General features: G+C 53.0%; 16 protein-coding genes and 1 riboswitch. Of the genes, 12 read left to right on the top strand and 4 right to left on the bottom strand.

Annotated features, from left to right (window positions below; genetic code table 11):
- Window positions 1-31: 31 nt before the first annotated feature.
- Genes BN2762_RS23205 through BN2762_RS23195 form a run of 3 tightly spaced genes read left to right on the top strand, consistent with a single transcriptional unit; the run spans window position 32 to window position 3,514 of the window.
- Window positions 32-1,474: a DEAD/DEAH box helicase gene (locus BN2762_RS23205; RefSeq protein WP_055109192.1), complete on the top strand. Its 1,443-nt coding sequence runs from the start codon at window positions 32-34 to the stop codon at window positions 1,472-1,474.
- Window positions 1,475-1,531: 57 nt separating this feature from the next.
- Window positions 1,532-2,278 carry an ABC transporter ATP-binding protein gene (locus tag BN2762_RS23200; RefSeq protein ID WP_055109191.1) on the top strand — a complete coding sequence of 249 codons (747 nt, stop codon included), beginning with the start codon at window positions 1,532-1,534 and terminating at the stop codon, window positions 2,276-2,278.
- Between the two features lie 3 nt (window positions 2,279-2,281).
- Window positions 2,282-3,514 carry an ABC transporter permease gene (locus BN2762_RS23195; protein WP_055109190.1) on the top strand — a complete coding sequence of 411 codons (1,233 nt, stop codon included), beginning with the start codon at window positions 2,282-2,284 and terminating at the stop codon, window positions 3,512-3,514.
- Between the two features lie 79 nt (window positions 3,515-3,593).
- Here BN2762_RS23195 and BN2762_RS28105 read toward each other — a convergent pair whose 3' ends face one another.
- The 3 genes from BN2762_RS28105 to BN2762_RS23185 all read right to left on the bottom strand — a co-directional run bounded on the left by BN2762_RS28105 (window position 3,594) and on the right by BN2762_RS23185 (window position 5,847).
- A complete protein-coding gene (locus tag BN2762_RS28105; protein ID WP_262362838.1) occupies window positions 3,594-3,719 on the bottom strand; it encodes a hypothetical protein in 126 nt (41 codons plus the stop codon).
- 102 nt (window positions 3,720-3,821) lie between these two features.
- On the bottom strand, window positions 3,822-5,120 hold the full coding sequence (locus BN2762_RS23190) for an aminotransferase class I/II-fold pyridoxal phosphate-dependent enzyme (protein ID WP_055109189.1): 1,299 nt from the start codon (window positions 5,118-5,120) through the stop codon (window positions 3,822-3,824).
- A 103-nt stretch (window positions 5,121-5,223) separates the two neighbouring features.
- Entirely contained in the window at window positions 5,224-5,847 is a 624-nt protein-coding gene (locus BN2762_RS23185; RefSeq protein WP_055109188.1) for a pyridoxamine 5'-phosphate oxidase family protein, read from the bottom strand.
- Window positions 5,848-5,974: 127 nt separating this feature from the next.
- Here BN2762_RS23185 and pdxR point away from each other — a divergent pair, with 127 nt between their 5' ends.
- The 6 genes from pdxR to BN2762_RS23160 all read left to right on the top strand — a co-directional run bounded on the left by pdxR (window position 5,975) and on the right by BN2762_RS23160 (window position 11,424).
- Complete coding sequence (pdxR, locus tag BN2762_RS23180; protein WP_055109187.1) at window positions 5,975-7,429, top strand: MocR-like pyridoxine biosynthesis transcription factor PdxR; 1,455 nt, start codon at window positions 5,975-5,977, stop codon at window positions 7,427-7,429.
- A 59-nt stretch (window positions 7,430-7,488) separates the two neighbouring features.
- Entirely contained in the window at window positions 7,489-8,274 is a 786-nt protein-coding gene (locus BN2762_RS23175; protein WP_055109186.1) for a helix-turn-helix domain-containing protein, read from the top strand.
- Between the two features lie 95 nt (window positions 8,275-8,369).
- A complete protein-coding gene (locus BN2762_RS27075) occupies window positions 8,370-8,510 on the top strand; it encodes a hypothetical protein (RefSeq protein WP_154674786.1) in 141 nt (46 codons plus the stop codon).
- Window positions 8,511-9,115: 605 nt separating this feature from the next.
- Window positions 9,116-10,015, top strand: a complete 900-nt coding sequence (locus BN2762_RS23170) for a DUF4097 family beta strand repeat-containing protein (RefSeq protein ID WP_055109185.1) — start codon at window positions 9,116-9,118, stop codon at window positions 10,013-10,015.
- Between the two features lie 147 nt (window positions 10,016-10,162).
- Window positions 10,163-10,507, top strand: a complete 345-nt coding sequence (locus BN2762_RS23165) for a transposase (RefSeq protein WP_230202464.1) — start codon at window positions 10,163-10,165, stop codon at window positions 10,505-10,507.
- Complete coding sequence (locus BN2762_RS23160) at window positions 10,414-11,424, top strand: IS3 family transposase (protein WP_148499994.1); 1,011 nt, start codon at window positions 10,414-10,416, stop codon at window positions 11,422-11,424. The genes BN2762_RS23165 and BN2762_RS23160 overlap by 94 nt, the downstream gene beginning before the upstream one ends.
- 367 nt (window positions 11,425-11,791) lie before the next feature.
- Here the strand turns inward: BN2762_RS23160 and asd are convergent, their stop codons facing one another.
- Window positions 11,792-12,622, bottom strand: a complete 831-nt coding sequence (gene asd, locus BN2762_RS23155) for an archaetidylserine decarboxylase (RefSeq protein ID WP_148499993.1) — start codon at window positions 12,620-12,622, stop codon at window positions 11,792-11,794.
- A gap of 183 nt (window positions 12,623-12,805) precedes the next feature.
- Window positions 12,806-12,918: riboswitch (TPP riboswitch) on the top strand.
- Window positions 12,919-13,021: 103 nt separating this feature from the next.
- On the opposite strand from asd, the gene BN2762_RS23150 reads away from it, so the two are divergent.
- Genes BN2762_RS23150 through BN2762_RS23140 form a run of 3 tightly spaced genes read left to right on the top strand, consistent with a single transcriptional unit; the run spans window position 13,022 to window position 16,047 of the window.
- Window positions 13,022-13,624: an ECF transporter S component gene (locus BN2762_RS23150; RefSeq protein WP_148499992.1), complete on the top strand. Its 603-nt coding sequence runs from the start codon at window positions 13,022-13,024 to the stop codon at window positions 13,622-13,624.
- Window positions 13,625-13,630: 6 nt separating this feature from the next.
- Window positions 13,631-15,250 (top strand): ABC transporter ATP-binding protein, encoded by a 1,620-nt coding sequence (locus tag BN2762_RS23145; RefSeq protein WP_392391604.1) that lies wholly within the window; start codon window positions 13,631-13,633, stop codon window positions 15,248-15,250.
- Window positions 15,247-16,047: an energy-coupling factor transporter transmembrane component T family protein gene (locus tag BN2762_RS23140; RefSeq protein ID WP_055109181.1), complete on the top strand. Its 801-nt coding sequence runs from the start codon at window positions 15,247-15,249 to the stop codon at window positions 16,045-16,047. Before BN2762_RS23145 ends, BN2762_RS23140 begins: the two co-directional genes overlap by 4 nt.
- Window positions 16,048-16,053 lie beyond the last annotated feature (6 nt).

The following is a 16,053-nucleotide window of genomic DNA, read 5'->3' as shown; positions in this document are numbered from 1 at the left end:
ATATGACTTTTTACGATGAGGATGAACATATATGATTACGACAAGTTTTGCCGGATTAGGTATTGAAGAGCCGTTGTTGTCCAGACTGGCTGAATACGGAATAACAGAGCCTTCGCCCGTACAGGTGGAGAGCATTCCTGCTGCGCTGAACGGACGCGATGTGCTCGCTCAGTCGCAGACCGGGACGGGCAAGACGCTGGCCTATCTTCTGCCATTGCTGCAGAAAGTGGATACTGCCGAGAAAGGGCTGCAGGGGCTTGTATTAGCGCCGACCCAAGAACTGGCGATGCAAATCTATCGTGAAGCCGAGAAATACGGCGAGCCGCTGGGCGTTTCTGTTCAGGCCCTGATTGGAGGAGCGTCGATGAAGCGCCAGCTGGAGCGTCTGAAGCAGCATCCGCAGATTGTGGTTGGAACGCCGGGGAGAATCCGGGAAATTCTGGCCTTGCGCAAGCTTAAGCTGCATACAGTGCGGACGGTTGTTGTCGATGAGGTGGATCAAATGTTCCAGCTGGGCGGAACAGCGGACGTCGAGCATATTCTGCGGGGAACGCTGCGTGAACGGCAGCTGATGTTCCTGTCGGCCACGATCAATGAGGAAATCAGGAATTTGGCCGGACGAGAGATGACGGAACCGGTAGAGGTCGGCATTGAGCCGGAGCAGCGCACCGCCAAAAGCCTGGAGCATATCTACTTTATGACGGAGGAACGGGATAAAATCGATATGCTGCGAAGAATCATCCGTCACTATGACCCGGCGCGGACGATTGTATTTATCAATCATACGGACAATATTGCTGAGGTCGAGGCAAAGATGAATTATGTTGGCCTTAGCGCCGGGGCATTGTACGGAGATGCTGATAAAACGGTAAGGGCCGCCATGCTGCGCCGCTTCCGCGAAGGCAAAATCCGCGTGCTGGTCGCCAGCGATATCGCAGCGCGCGGGCTGGATATCGAGGAGCTCGAGCTGGTCGTTAATCTCGATCCTCCGCCGGACACCGAGCATTATGTACACCGCGTCGGCCGAACGGGACGGATGGGGCGTAAGGGGCTGGCCATATCGATCATTTCCCCTAAAGAAGAATTCATTATCCGCAAGTTTTCGCGGGAGCTGGGGATAGCTATCTCAGCCCGGGAAATGTATGCCGGCCAAGTGTTGGAGCCGGGGGCTTCCGCAAGCGGACCAGGCAAGGCTGTCAGAGGGACAGGCCGGGCATCGGGCTCTGCCGGACAGGGGGCAGCAAGGCCAAGCTCAGCGAAGCAAGGAGCAAAGCGGCTGCCAGCCAGACAAGCCGCCGAAGGAAGAGCGGACATATCCGGCATTCCCACTGGAGGGGCAAAGCGCTCCGGTTCTGGAACAGTTAAGGGAGATGGCCGTGTGAAAGCAGCCGGCGGGAGAAAGAATGACCGGAACCAGGACCGCAAGAACAAAGGCGCTCCCCGGTGGCTGAAGGATAAGCAGAACAAAGGATAGTAGAAGCAATCGAGAATTGATGTTTGTAAAGAATTGAGGACTAGGGGGGAAACGGTTGTGAATGAAACGCCCGTATTGCAGGTAGAAGAACTAAGCGGGGGTTACAGCCTCGGTCGGCCTGTGCTGCATGACATCCAGTTTGAGGTCCAGCCCGGTGAGATGGTGGGTTTGATCGGGCTTAACGGAGCGGGAAAGAGCACGACAATGAAGCATATCCTGGGCTTGATGACGCCCCATCGGGGCGGCGTCGTCATACAGGGCAGGACGCGGAGCGAGGAGCCGGAGGCATATCAGTCCTCCCTGGCTTTTGTCCCGGAGTCGCCGCTGTTGTACGAAGAGCTGACCGTAAGGGAGCATTTGGAATTTGCCGCCAGAGCCTATAACGTGGAGCAGAAGGATTATGAGGAGCGCTCTAAGCGGCTCCTCAAGCTCTTCCATATGGAGGAGAAGGCGGATAGCCTGTCGATGCATCTGTCCAAGGGTATGAAGCAGAAGGTCATGATTATGTGCGCCTTCGTCGCCCGGCCTCCGCTTTACATTATTGATGAGCCTTTTCTGGGGCTTGATCCGCTGGGAATTCGCTCCCTGCTGGACTTCATGCTAGAGATGAAAGAGAGCGGGTCTTCGATCCTGCTCAGCTCGCATATTTTATCGACGATCGAAAATTATTGCGACCGATTTATCGTACTTCACAAAGGCAGAGTCATCGCCCAAGGGACCTTGAACGAAATTGGCGAACAGGCGGGAACGCCGGGGGCAGCGCTTGAGGACATGTTCTATGACTTGGTCAAGGGCGGGGAGTAGAAGATGGAACTGAGGACGCTGCGCAGCCGGCGCAAATCATCGTTCTGGGGACAGATTATCCCTTATTTGCCTTATGTATTCCAGAGTGGAGTCGCGGTCGTGCTCCTAATCCTATGTATTGTTTTCTCGGCATGGTATACTTCATTCCTTCAGGCTCTGCCTCCTGATTTGCCTATCCGTTGGATCATGCTCCTGCTGCTGGGCCCGCTTACGGTCTATTCCGGGTTTCGGACTTATGTTCAGCCGGCCGACGTTATTTTTCTGCTGCCGCAGGAGTCGAAAATGAAGCAGTACCTGTCCCCAGCGTACTTTAGCGGCGTAATCTATAAACTGCTGGGACTGTATCTGGTTACTATTGTTGCATGGCCGATGTATATCCGAACCGGGGAGGCCACTGTTCCTTTATGGGCAATGCTTCTCGTTCTGCTTCTGCTGAAGGTGCTTAGCGCTTACGGGGCGTGGCAGGAGCTTAGAATCGCGACATCCAGGGCCAGGAACGGCTACCGCCTGCTCCGCTGGTGCTTTATTCTGCTTATGCTCGCGGCGTGGATCTGGCTGCCAGACTGGTGGAAGAGCCTGCTGTTTATGCTGCTGTTGAGCGCGAATTATATTCTGGCTTTGCGTTTTCCGATGAAGCATGCCGTGCCTTGGGACAGCCTGATTGCTAACGAGAAGGCCGGAGCTGCCCGGACGATGATGATCCTCGGCTGGTTTGTGGAGATCCCTGCCGAAGGACAGAAGGTTGTTCGCCGCCGCTGGCTCTCTATGGCCGGGAACCGGATTCCCTGGAAGCAGGGAACCTCGTACCGTTATTTGTTGACGAAGACTTTTGTAAGAAGCGAGCTGCTTGGCATCATCACCCGTTTAGGACTGCTCGGGATGCTGGTCCTTTATTGGACCGGGGATTCTTGGCTCGGGGCTGCCGTTTATGTGTTCTTCCTATTTATGATCGGCACTCAGCTCTCCACGCTGCGTTATGTTCATCGGGATTCACCAGCAGCTTCCTATTACCCCATCATGCAGGGGGTACGGATCAAGGAAGTGATTCGCCTGATTACGCGGATGCTTCTCATTCTAGCGGTCATATTATGGCTGCCTCTGCTTGAAGCATCCGCAGCCGGCTCCGAATCAGCCCTGCTTTTCAGCATAGGGGGATTGGCGGCAGGCCTGCTGCTTGTGCTGGTTCTTCGCTCGAATTGGAACCGGAAATGGAGCGAGCTGGAGGAGGATGAATAGGAGGAATTAGCTTTATAAATGACTAAACGCCCTGCAGCCGCAGGGCGTTTAGTTTCAGTTGCGCGCCTAAATCCGTGGATTAATAGACGAAGGCACGGCATACAATAACCAGCAAAATAAAGAGTACGAGAATTACGCCCGTGCTGGTCCACAGACCAGGGCCATATCCTCCACAGCCGCCTCTTACTTCTTCAACACCGCTCATGTGCATACCCCTTTCTTACAAGCCATGTGTAAGTAGCTACACCGTATTGTATGACAGAGGGCCGCAATATGCTTGGGCGATTGTGCTGATCCGTGTTGAAGGTTATTTGGACTGTACGTCTAGAACGGCCTTGTGTATAAGTTCGAACAATTCCTCCAGATTCTCCTCGGCAATGCAGGAGAAAGCAACGCGGAGATCGTGGTCGCCCAGGGCAATCGTCCCGACGCCGTATTCGTTCAGCAGATGCTGGCGGACCTCCTCGGCCTGAGCCTGCTTCAGCTTAAGGCACATGAAGTAGCCCGAATTAAACGGATAGTATTCCCAGACATTGCCGTATTTTCCGCTGTCAAGGAGTGATTTAACCTTGTTGGCGCGGCCCTTCATGATTTGGAACTTCTCTTCCTTCTGTGCTGTGAAGTCCGGCGACTTCAGCGCTTGAAGAATGAAGGTCTGCGACGGATGAGAGCAGCTGGAGACGGTGGCGCGGATGATTCCCAGCGTCTTCTGCTCCAGAGCCGCAAGAATCTCCTTGCTCTCTGCTGCAAAGGTAATGAAGCCGACCCGGAATCCCCAGACGTACTCCTCCTTCGTCGCGCCGTCCACTTTGACAGGCAGAATGCGCGGGTGGAGTCCGGCGAGCTTCCCGAAGAGGGATTCGGACAAGGAGTCTTCAAAGAAGAGGCCGAAGTAGGCATCGTCGGTAACGGCCACGACGTTGATGCCCGCTTCCGCGGCCTCCTGAATGGCAGCGACGATCTGCTCTCCTTCTTGGACGCCCGGGGTGTAGCCGGTCGGATTGTTCGGGAAATTAAGAATAACGATCGCCTTGCCTTTGTCCTTCTGCGCTAGAAGAGCCTCGCGGAGACCTTCGCTGTTGAATTTCATATCTTCAGTGAATAGCGGATAGTTAACGATAGAGCCGTGACGGCGGATGCCGAAAGTCAGTTCATAGTTCTCCCAATTTTTGTCCGGATAGATCACGGCGTCCCCTTCATCGACGAACAGGTCGGCAACGATGCTCAGCCCATGCGTTAGCGCATTGGTGACTACGGGATTGCCGAAGCTCTTGCCGTTTAGGGAAGGATTCTCGCGAATCATCTTGTCGCGCCAGACCGTTCTCAGCTCGGGCTTGCCGGCAGGAGGAGCGTATGGATACAGATCCTGCGGCTTATAAGCGGACAGGCTGTTCTGTATGACAGCAAGATGCATCGGGCCGCCGTTCTCCGTGGCAATCCCGATCGTGGCGTTGAACTTCTTCGCAAGGCTGGAGGCTTCAGCGGATTGGCTGAGAATTCCTTCCTTTGGAAAATAAATCTCCTTCCCCAACGTGGACAGCATTTCATATAAATGGGCGTTACCTGCTCTAAGACTTTCGTTCAACTGCTCCGCAAGTGGGTTCATGGCGTAAATCATCCTTCCGATCAGTTTGATATAATGGTTAGCTTCCGAATTTACTGCCTAACATTATATCACTTTGATATTATGGAGTCGATGACTTCATGCTTTACCTTCCGCTGTGGAAAGGGCAGTATTTATACATATGCTCCACGGCTTCCAGGTCAATATCCCTGTTTCTGTTCTGGAGGCCCTGGACAACATCATCGAACTTGTTGTTTTTTAGATTTTGCCCGAATTTGAATTTCGCGCTGATCTCCTCGGGGACGATGCGCAACAGGGCCACGGCCTTCAATTGCCCGGCGTACCGCTGGTCATCCGGGTCGATGGGATCGTAGCCTCCTTCCGGCTGAAGCTTCTCCATGAACAGCGTGAAGGCATCGGCCTTTTCCCGCAGATCCTCCACGATTTCGGCGCGCCCCCGCACCATGACGCTTTTGAAATAGGAGGAGGCCGGACAAGCCAGCTGCGGATCGGTGAAATAGGAAGGAATGATAGCATACTCCTTGGCCACCGTGAAGCTTACCTGTGAATTTGCTTTTAAATGTTTCATTTTCTCCCCGGCACGGGTGCCATGGAAATAAAAGTAACCGTTCCCGTATACAAAATTTAAGGGGGTTACCCTGCATGCGCCGTCGCTTCCCACGGTTCCGAGAAAGCCGAAGGTCATTTCCTGCAGAAATTTGGCAATTTCCTGTTCATTTTCGCTCATTGAAAATTCTTTCCTTCTCATTCGTAATTCCCTCCACTTATTTGTACTTGACTTGAAGTTTAGTGTATGAGCTTAATTGACAATAAAAAAGAACCAATTTACATTCATTTTATTAGTCCACTTTTACGGGAAGAGAGGGGGGGTATGCTTGGATTTCATCCTTCCGATTGAAAAATACAGCAAGCCGCATCGCTATAAATACTTGGCGCTGTATCACGCGCTGCGGGAGGCCATTCATGAGGGGACGCTTCCGGAGGGAACCCGCCTTCCTTCGTCGCGCGAGTTGGCCGGCATGTATGGCATGTCTCGCGGCAGCGTCTCGCAGGCCTACGATATGCTGCATGCCGAGGGGTATATTCGGTCAGTCCTGGGAAGCGGAACTTATGTATCGCATACGGTGCCTCGCTTGGCGGAACAGCCGCGCGCGGGAGCGGCGATTGAGCTGTCTGCTTGGGGAAGGGCGGTGGCAGAGTCATTGAGGGAAGATCAGGCCGGGTCCTCCCGGGAGGGCATGATCTCGTTCTGCGATGCCGGTCCATCCCTGGAGCAATTTCCGCTCGCCGAGTGGAAGAGTGCGATCGCCGCTGCCGTCAGGGAGGAGCTGAACGCTTCCCTGGCGCTCGGGGACGCCGCAGGCGATATTGAGCTGCGCGAGGCGATCGCAGCTCATCTGAGGCGCAGCCGCGGCATTGCGGCAGATGCGGAGCAGATCTGCCTGTTCAATGGCTCGATGCAGGCGCTGATGCTGCTGACCCAGCTTCTGCTGGGTCAAGGCCAGCCGGCGGTGCTGGAGAACCCGTGCTACACGGGGATCTCCAGGGCCGTTGCCGCCTGCGGAGGCACTGCTGTCGCCGCTCCAGTCGACGGCGACGGCATCGTGCCGCGCGACTGGGACGCGCGGCTGCTGTTTGTGACGCCGGGTCGGCAGTTTCCGACCGGCGCGGTGCTGTCCCCGGCGCGGCGCCGGGAACTGCTTGCGTGGGCGGCCCGCCGGAACGCGGTTATCATCGAAGATGATTATGACAGCGAGTTCCGCTTCGCCGGCCGCCCGCTGGAGCCGTTGAAGGCACTCGACCGCGAGGATCGCGTCGTGTATGTCGGCTCCTTCTCCAAGACGATGTTCGCCTCGCTTCGCATCGGATATGCCGTGCTGCCGCCGAGCCTTACCTTGCCGGCGATCCGGGCGAAGGCGCTGTACGAGCCCGTGTCTCCGGCGAGGCTGGAGCAGCGCGCGCTGGCCCGTTTTATGCGGCGCGGAGAGTATGCCCGCCACCTGCGGAGGATGCGCCGCTACTATGGGGAGAAGCAGGAGGGGTTCCGCGCTATGATGCAGGAGCATGCCGGGAGGCTGTTTGAACTGCAGCCTTCCCAAGCGGGCATGCATGTCTACGCGCACTGGCGGGGCACGGTGGAGGATTATGAGCTGTTCCGCGCGGTGGCGGCGCAAGGCGGCGTACAATTTCGGGATGCTTCGATCTATCACTTGGCGCCTGGGGCGCCGGCGGCATGCTTCTGCTTCGCCCATTTGAACCGTGAACAAATCTTGGAAGGAATAAAGCGCATGGCGGATGTGTGGAAAGTTATTTCAAGCGGGGGCAAGTAGGCGATATAATATAATCAGAAATGGCCAGTAGAGATACTTTGATTCAGGAGGGAAAGGACATGCTCCACGCATCACCATCCTCGTTCATATTAAAGCCGGCTTTTGCGAAAATCGTGTGCGAGCCGGGCTGGAAATGGCATAAGCGGGATAAGCCGTTAGCGAATTACGATCTATTCTATGTATGGAGCGGGGAAGGGACGGTCATTTTGAATGATGAGCCTATACCTGTCGCCAAAGGGAGCTGCTTCCTGTTCCGGCGCGGCGATCATACCAGCGCTACGCATAATCCGCAGCGTCCGCTAGTGTTGACTTATATTCACTTTGATCTGGAGGGTCCTGTCACCGAGATCCCGAGCCCTTATCGCAGGCTGGAGGATACGTTGGATTTTGAATACATGCTGTCCAGGTATGTGCGGCTTTTTCTGCTTAAGGCTTATGCCTTCGAGGAGGAGGCCCGCTTGATCCTCAAGCAGCTGCTTATTCATTTGCTTCGCGAGGAACGCCGTATTCCCGTGGAAAAACGGGTCAGCAATCAGCTCACGGAGATCATTCTGGAGGCGGCCAATTACGTCGTGCAGCATCCCGGCCTGCCGCATAAGGTGGACAGCCTGGCGGCACGTGCCGGACTCTCGCCCCGGTATTTCTCCCTGAAATTCAAGGAATTGATCGGCATGCCGGTTCAGGCCTACATTATTAAATCAAGGATAGAACGTGCCCAGCATTTGCTCCTGCATGCGGGGATGAACGTAACCGAGGTTGCCGATGCTCTGGGATATAAAGATATATTCTTTTTTAGCCGCCAATTCAAGCAGCATACCGGAAAGAGTCCCTCAGAAATCAGATAGACCCAATAATCATTAATAATTTTTTTAAAAAAGATGTTTCAACCGCCTCCCAAAAGGGTAAAGGGATTTAGATTTACGTCTTGAAGGGAGGTGACATGCAATGGGACAAAGACGGCGGATTCGCAGCCGTCAGTGTGTATCGGCTGGCAGCAACATATTTCGAAATCGTATACGTCGCAGCAGAGTATCCGGTCTCGAAGGAGATTATTGGTTCTAAAACTTATAGTTTAATATAGCATGGTAAATCGAAGCAGCGGCCCAAGCAGCCGGCTGCTTTTTTAATTTTCACAGGAGGCTGTGCACAACTTTATTGGTCTAGCTCTAATCCCGAATTTAGGCTGCTGATTCGTTTAATACGGCCTGCTCCCTTGGGCTGATTCATGGAGGAGGGAAAGGCTGGCTTGCTTCTGAAGCCTGCTTAGTCCCGGGCCGAAGCGGGGCAACCTTCTGTAGCAGGGCAGCATATGCGGGTAATATATGCGGTTAACTTATGCAGGGCAGCATATATAGGGCAACATATGCAGGGCAACATATGCAGGGCAACATATGCAGGGCAGCCTATCTGCAAGTTGGCCGTGCAAGCAAGATAACATCCTGGGCTCAGGTCTGGGATAACTCCGGTCTCCAGTCCGTGGAGTCGTATTTTTAATCCGGTACAATAAAGAGAGCACCCTAGGGGGAACGCTTATTGCGTTACATATACCGTATACCAATTACCGTATACCAATTACACTATGTACTCTTCGTACCAGCGTATGTCGATAAAGGAAGTCGAAATATACCAATTACACTATGTACTCTGTGTACCCAACGGAAATTTATCACAGGAGGAAGTTGAATTATGAATCGCACAAGAAGCAAAAGCAGGAGCAGGCTGAACTCAATCACGATGACTGCGGCGGCCGTCACGTTGGTCGTGCTGGCCGGATGCAGCAGCATACAGGACAAAACCGAGGAAGCGATCGGCCAGGCCGCAAGCTCGCTGGAGCAATCGGTGATCCATGTCGCCGATAAACTCGAGCAAAGAAGAACAGAGGCCGGAATGTCTCGTGATATATCGGCGGCTTACGAAGCGGGCGAAGCATCGAAGCTCAGTCTGGAGCATGCGGTCGGCAATATCCTAATCAGTGGCTATGAGGGGAATGAAATCCGCGTTAATGCAACGATTTGGTTCGCTAAATTAACGATGCCGGAGAATAGGCAGCAAATCCTGGATCAGGCGGAGGTGTCCGTTATAGAGAAAGACGGCCAGCTTCGGGTCGTGGCCCATCCAAAGGATGATCAAAATACGAGCTTATGGAAGTGGGCGCATAAAAAATACGGGATTTCTGATTTTATGATCGATTATGCAATTGAAGTCCCAGCATCGCTCGATAACTACGATATCAGCAATGATGTTGGAATCGTTGAGCTTCATGACTTGGCGGGAAGCTTTGACATTCAAAGCGACGTCGGGCAGATCCGACTAGACAATGCCCGCATAGCAGGGGAATCATCCATACGTACTTCTACTGGCAGCGTCGAAATTCATATATTGGAAATGAACGAGCAAAGCCGGCTAAACGCCAAGACGGAGGTCGGCAATATCGAATTCAACTTGGACGATGCTGTACAATGCACACTTGTCACCAAGAGCGAGGTTGGGGGAATTATTGGCACCCAGAAAGGAACCACTGAAATCAATGGAGGCGGGGGAGAGATCCTGCTCCAATCCGAAATCGGTACGATCGCGGTGAAGTAATGTGTACCAAAGGTGTACCATAGGTGTAACATAGAAGATGATTATATCCAGCCAGCCCGATTTGATAGTGAATTCGAATCCTAGATGTATTTTCTATTTAGCCCCCTAATCCAATTGGACACTCTAATCCACCTCAGATACACTAAAATGAGTGAGGAGTTAGAATCCATGAAAAGACGATTTAGGTGCCCCAATGAAACGAAGAAGGAGCTTGTGGTAGAGGTGCTCTCGGGTTATCGGACGGAGATAGTAGCCCGGAAGCATGGAATGTCTCCTAGAACGTTAAGCCAGTGGGTTCGCCAGTATCAAGATGAGGTGGGTGACCTTATGAAAAAGAAGCAAAACGATGCAGAAAAAATGAAGCAGGATGCAGCCAATTTCAAGGAACTAGAGAAGAAATACAACGATGCCATGAAGCTACTAGGCGAAAAAGAGCTCGAGAACAGCATTCTACGAGACCTGGTAAAAAAAAAGTATCCCGATTGGAAGTAGCTATCTATTGGATTCAGCAAGGGTATCCCGTTCAAAAGGTGCTCCTTCTATGTGGAGTCCCACGTTCAAGTTACTACTATCGCCTAAAGCATCCTGAACGCCAGCAGCCAGTCAGCAGCGGTCGGCCTGTTCCAGGCTTCTCCTATGACAAGGATGGAAAAAAGGTAGGAGATGCTCGCATTAAAGGATACCTCAGACGCTTGATTCAAGGCCTTAACGCTGCCTTCGGCTATCGGAAGCTGACGACGTTGTTGCGGCGAAAATACCGGCTAATTATTAACAAAAAGAAGACCTACCGTCTCTGCAAAGAAATGGGGATTCTCCATCCACAGCGAGAGTTGAAAAACCCCGTACCTAAAAAGCTCGCCAATAACCGTATTGTGAGCGGACCAAACCAGCTATGGCAAATGGATATTAAGTATGGTTACGTAGCCGGCAAACGCCGACATTTCTACCTGGCCAGCATCATTGACGTGTTTGACCGGAGCATTGTCGCCCATTACCGTGGAAAGGTCTGCAGCACAGAAGACATTTTGCGTACGATCCAGAAGGCGCTTTTTAAACGTAGAATCCACGAACAAGAACACAAGTTGGTGATCCGGACGGATAATGGGCCGCAGTTCATTAGCAAAGCGTTCCATGCCTTTTGCGAGCAAGCGGGGTTAGAGCATGAAAGGATCGCCAACCAAACGCCAAACAAGAATGCTTTTATTGAGTCGTACCACAGCATTGTAGAGCAAGAATGCTACCAGCGGAATTGTTTTGAAACCTACGAAGAGGCTTTTGCAGTGGTCGACCGATTTATTCGATACTACAACACAGAACGCATCCACGGCAGTCTCTACGATTGGCCGCCCAAGGAATACTTGCGTTTAGTCACCGCGGGCTTGATTAACCCAAAGAAAATTGCGCTATAATGTGATTTCCTAAGTATGATGTGGAAAGTGTCCAAACTTAGGGGGTTGAACCGTTTTAAGCAACTAGCTAAGCACTTTTTATAAATATGTTTGTCCTAAATGGAATTTATGCTGTTAGTTTGGCTTGTTTGGATCAAATCGTCGTAATAGTCCGAAATGAATTGTAGGTATTGCAGTTATCTTTCCCTGACACGGCAAATATCACTTGACTAAGTGTATGTATTACATTTAGATACTTTCAAAGCGTTCAACATAACTTGCATAAATTATATCCTAAGAGGAGCAGGCGGTTCTAAAAGGGGCAGGCTATCCTAAGAGGGCAGGCCGTCCCCAGTACCAGGGGACGGCCTGCTCCTCTTGTTTCGTGTTAATCAGAACGAGATGTGTCCGCGGCGCCGCGTCTGGTATTGCCGGCGGTGCGGAATCTTCCCAGAGGTTCGCCCATTTTCACCTTGCAGCCTGCTGCAAGCTCTGGAAGCGGCTCAAATGTGCCATTCTCGATAAGCAGGACAACGGTCGATCCGAATTCGAAATACGCTAAGTCGTCTCCTCGGTTCCACAGCTTCGCCTGGGCATCTGTATACTTAATGCTGCTTACGTTCATAGCGCCTACTTTAACGACGGCGACTTCGCCAAGGTCATGGGAAATATAAGTGATGAGCCGTTCATTCCGGCTGAGCACTTTACGCATGTTCCTCATTCCGAAATCGTTGACGGGATAGACTTTCCCTTTGATATGATCGCTCTCCAGCTTGCGTCCCGTTACGGGGGCGTGGATGCGGTGATAATCGGTCGGACTCAGGTATAGCACGAAGAAGTACCCATGATTGTAGGTTTCCGTACGCGGGGAATAATTGAGCAGCTCCTCCAGAGAGTAGTCCTGGCCTTTGACGTTAAGAATGGTTCCTGCTTGAATATCCCCCATAGCCGTAATTAACGCATCGACGGGACTGATTAACCCTTCCGGCAGGGAGTGAATCGGACGCATATCCGGCTTAAGTCTGCGGGTGAAGAATTCGTTCAGTGTCCGATATTCCTTCATGTCCTTCTCGGCTTCATGCAGCGGGATGCCATAGGATTTGGCGAAGGCCGGTATAAGGAGCCGGCTTACTTCCGAGTGCGAAAACCGGCCTATTAGCCGGGAGATCCACTTCCGGGAGGTAAGTTCTGTCATCCATTTCATCCATTTTGCGGTCAAATCGGTTCCCCCTAATTCCTTTGCTGAACAATTTACGTTTCCGCTTTCTATTTCCGTTTCCTATCTCCGTTTTCTATTTCCGAATTATATTGACATATAATGCAATCTAAATCAACAACGAAGCTGTAATAATTAAATAATGCTTGCTAGCACAGCAGCTCTTGTTGTATGGTTAAGTCAATCGCATAGTGATACGGGAGCTTGAGGCAATCAGGCTGAGATAGCAGCATAATCCGCTGCTGACCGTTAATCTGATCTGGATAATGCCAGCGTAGATAATCCGCCGTTCAAGGTTTTCTCGTGCCTATGGACTCATACAGCCGCCTGAGCATATCCAGCGGTTTTTTTGTTTTTTAGCCATACTATTTCAAGGAGCAAGAAGAAGGGGAGATGAACGTAATGCAGGAAGCAGTTCAAAAAAGGGGCAGCCGAGGATTAAAGCTCAGCGATTTGCTCGTGACGATTCTAGTGTCGCTTGTACTAGGCGTCGTATATTATTTCTGGAGCGCGGTCTATAATTTATTCTCATTTTTTCCGCAGGCGGATGAGCTCGTCTATGGCATGTGGTTCATGGCAGCTACGCTTGTATTTTTATTGATCCGCAAGCCTGGCGTGGCGCTGATCGCCGAGATTGCAGCGGCGCATGTCTCGATATTGTTCGGAAGCGAATGGGGAATTCAGCTCGTCATGTACAGCGTGCTCCAAGGTCTGGGCGCCGAGCTGGTCTTCGCGGCCTTCCGCTATAAGAACTATTCGGCGTCCGTGGCGGCTTTGGCTGGAATAGCCGCAGCGGCAGGCTCGTTGATTCCTGACATTTATTACGGATACATTCAGGATTATCCGACCTGGCTGCTCATCGCCAAGTATGGCATGCGCGCGGTCAGCTCGGCCCTCATCTGCGGATACCTGGCCTACGCAATCGTCAAAGCGGTGGAGGCGACGGGGGTAACTAACCTTCTGCGGCCGGTCGAGGATAAAGATTATGCGGCACTGGACGATTAAGCAATGATGCCTACATTGACACCTCAGGCCGCGGCAAGCAACCGGCATGACCAGGCAGCGGCAATTGCAGCGGGTATCACCGGGCTGAGGCTTAAATTTCCGGGTGAGGAGCGTTTTGTCTTTAAAGACCTTGATATTCAGGTACGGCACGGCGAGAAGGTATTGCTGCTCGGCCCTAGCGGCAGCGGAAAATCGACGCTGCTGCAGGTGCTATCGGGCATCATTCCGTCGCTGGTCGAGGTGCCGCTGCGCTGTCGGGAGCAGATTCGGCCCGCATCCTGGGGATTTGTGTTCCAGGATCCGGACACTCAGTTCTGTATGCCCTTCGTGGACGAGGAGCTGGCGTTCGTGCTGGAGAATCTGGCGGTACCTCAGAGTGAGATGCAGGGAAGGATGGAGCAGGTTCTGCAGGCGGTGGGACTTCATTTGCCGGAGCTGCATGTTCCGATTGAATCCTTATCCCAGGGGATGAAGCAGCGGCTGGCGCTTGCCTCGATTCTGCTCTCCGATCCGCAGGTGCTGTTCCTGGACGAGCCTTCCGCCCTGCTGGATCCGGAGGGCCGGGAACAGATCTGGGATACGGTGAAGAAGATTTCACCGGACCGGACGCTGATTATTGTCGAGCATCGGATCGAGGAAATCGCCGGCTTCGTCGACCGGGTCATCCTCTTTGGCCCGGAAGGACAGCTGCTTGGCGAAGGGACGCCTCAGGAGGTATTCGATAAATACCGATCCGAGCTAGTCGATTTTGGAATTTGGTATCCGGGCGTATGGGAGCAGTATTTCGCTTCTCCGGAAGGAGCGGCGCTCCTTGAACCGGGGACTTCGGGACCGCTGGGAGCCGAGCCTGCGGAGAGGCTCCTGGAGCTGGCTCAATTCCGGGGCTTGAGGTATGGCAAACCGGTAATTGAGGCCGAGCAGGCATGCGTTGCTCCGGGTGATTTTATTGCGATTACCGGACCAAACGGCGCAGGAAAGAGTTCCCTGCTGCTAAGCCTGATGGGACTGCTCAGCTCGGAGGGAACCTATTTGCTGCAGGGACAGCCCCTGAACCGTGGACATGACGGACAACCCCGCAGAATGAGCGGGAAGCGGCGGAAGAATCGCCTTAAGCAGGTTGAGCAGGCAGCTTCCCGTATCAGCTTTGTGTTTCAGAATCCCGAATTTCAATTCGTGGCTGAGCAAGTAGCGGGGGAAATCGCTTTTTCCTTACGGCAGGAGGGATTGCCGGAGGAGGCTGTCGAAGAGCGGGTACGCGAGGCACTTATGACCTTCGGTCTGGAGGGCCTGAATCACCGTCACCCTTATCAGCTCTCTCTTGGTCAGAAGAGAAGATTAAGCGTAGCCGGTGCCGCTGTGCTGAACAAGCCCATACTGCTTCTGGATGAGCCAACCTTCGGACAGGATGCCGTAAATACCTTTGCTATTTTACAGGTGTGCGAGGAGCTGCGCCGCAAGGGAACGGCGATTGTCATGGTTACACATGAGGAGAAAATTGCGGATCGGGTCGCAACCCAGCGATGGGAAGTTCGGGAGGGACGGATCGTCTCCCAGAGGCTGACGCCACGAGGAGCGGAGATGAAGCGGCTGAGGGATGTAGCGGCAGAGGAAGTGGGAGAGCGATGAGACAATTTCTTACGCCTGTACGGGTAACCTGGCTGCACCGGGCCAATCCTGCCGCCAAGCTGGGTATGATACTGCTGTTGTTCCTGCTGACTTTGTTTACGCACAGCCTGGATTTTATCGCGTATCAGGCGCTAGCCATATTCCTTGTGCTATTTTTAATGAGCGGGCACCCGCCATGGAAAATCATGCTGCTGACTCTCCCCTTGCTGCTCGTGTTCGTATCCTCCTCCATTACAATGATCCTGTTTGGCAAAGGGGACACATTATGGTGGAAATGGGGGATGATCCGTATTTCGGAAGAGAGCTTCTACCGGGGGATTCATATCGGCTTCAAATCGGTCACTTTTGCCGCAGAGGGATTGCTGTATGTACTGACGAGCTCCTCGGTCGCTTTGTTCTACGCCCTGATGCAGAAGGTGAAGCTGGCGCCTAAATATGCGTACAGCTTCATGGCGTCCGTACGGCTGCTGCCGATGGTGTGGGAAGAATTCCAGATCCGGCGCAATGCGTTGCAGATCCGGGGGGTCCGGCATAGCCGGGGCATTCGCGGCTGGATTGAGCAGGCGAAGCTGTATGCTGTGCCGCTGCTGTCGCAGAGCATCCGCCGCGCTCACCGTGTAGCGATTGCCATGGAGGCCAAGGCGTTTCATCATAGCCGCCGCAGGACGTATTATTATACCTCTGTGTTTACAAGGTTCGACCTGCTGCTGCTCTTGCTGCTTGCTGCAGCATTGGCGGCGGCTTACAGCCTGTCGGTGCTATTCCCGCTCTTCGGTATTACGGATGTGCGGTACTGATATATG

Source organism: Paenibacillus ihumii, from assembly GCF_001403875.1.
GTDB lineage: Bacteria > Bacillota > Bacilli > Paenibacillales > Paenibacillaceae > Fontibacillus > Fontibacillus ihumii.
Note: the sequence above shows the minus strand (reverse complement) of the source record. Positions and strands in the feature narration are given on the sequence as shown.

Coding starts and splice junctions, on each gene's coding strand:
- BN2762_RS23205 (WP_055109192.1), top strand. CDS start 32: ATGATTACGACAAGTTTTGCCGGATTAGGTATTGAAGAGCCGTTGTTG.
- BN2762_RS23195 (WP_055109190.1), top strand. CDS start 2,282: ATGGAACTGAGGACGCTGCGCAGCCGGCGCAAATCATCGTTCTGGGGA.
- BN2762_RS28105 (WP_262362838.1), bottom strand. CDS start 3,719: ATGAGCGGTGTTGAAGAAGTAAGAGGCGGCTGTGGAGGATATGGCCCT.
- BN2762_RS23190 (WP_055109189.1), bottom strand. CDS start 5,120: ATGAACCCACTTGCGGAGCAGTTGAACGAAAGTCTTAGAGCAGGTAAC.
- BN2762_RS23185 (WP_055109188.1), bottom strand. CDS start 5,847: ATGAGAAGGAAAGAATTTTCAATGAGCGAAAATGAACAGGAAATTGCC.
- BN2762_RS23175 (WP_055109186.1), top strand. CDS start 7,489: ATGCTCCACGCATCACCATCCTCGTTCATATTAAAGCCGGCTTTTGCG.
- BN2762_RS27075 (WP_154674786.1), top strand. CDS start 8,370: ATGCAATGGGACAAAGACGGCGGATTCGCAGCCGTCAGTGTGTATCGG.
- BN2762_RS23170 (WP_055109185.1), top strand. CDS start 9,116: ATGAATCGCACAAGAAGCAAAAGCAGGAGCAGGCTGAACTCAATCACG.
- BN2762_RS23165 (WP_230202464.1), top strand. CDS start 10,163: ATGAGTGAGGAGTTAGAATCCATGAAAAGACGATTTAGGTGCCCCAAT.
- BN2762_RS23150 (WP_148499992.1), top strand. CDS start 13,022: ATGCAGGAAGCAGTTCAAAAAAGGGGCAGCCGAGGATTAAAGCTCAGC.
- BN2762_RS23145 (WP_392391604.1), top strand. CDS start 13,631: ATGCCTACATTGACACCTCAGGCCGCGGCAAGCAACCGGCATGACCAG.
- BN2762_RS23140 (WP_055109181.1), top strand. CDS start 15,247: ATGAGACAATTTCTTACGCCTGTACGGGTAACCTGGCTGCACCGGGCC.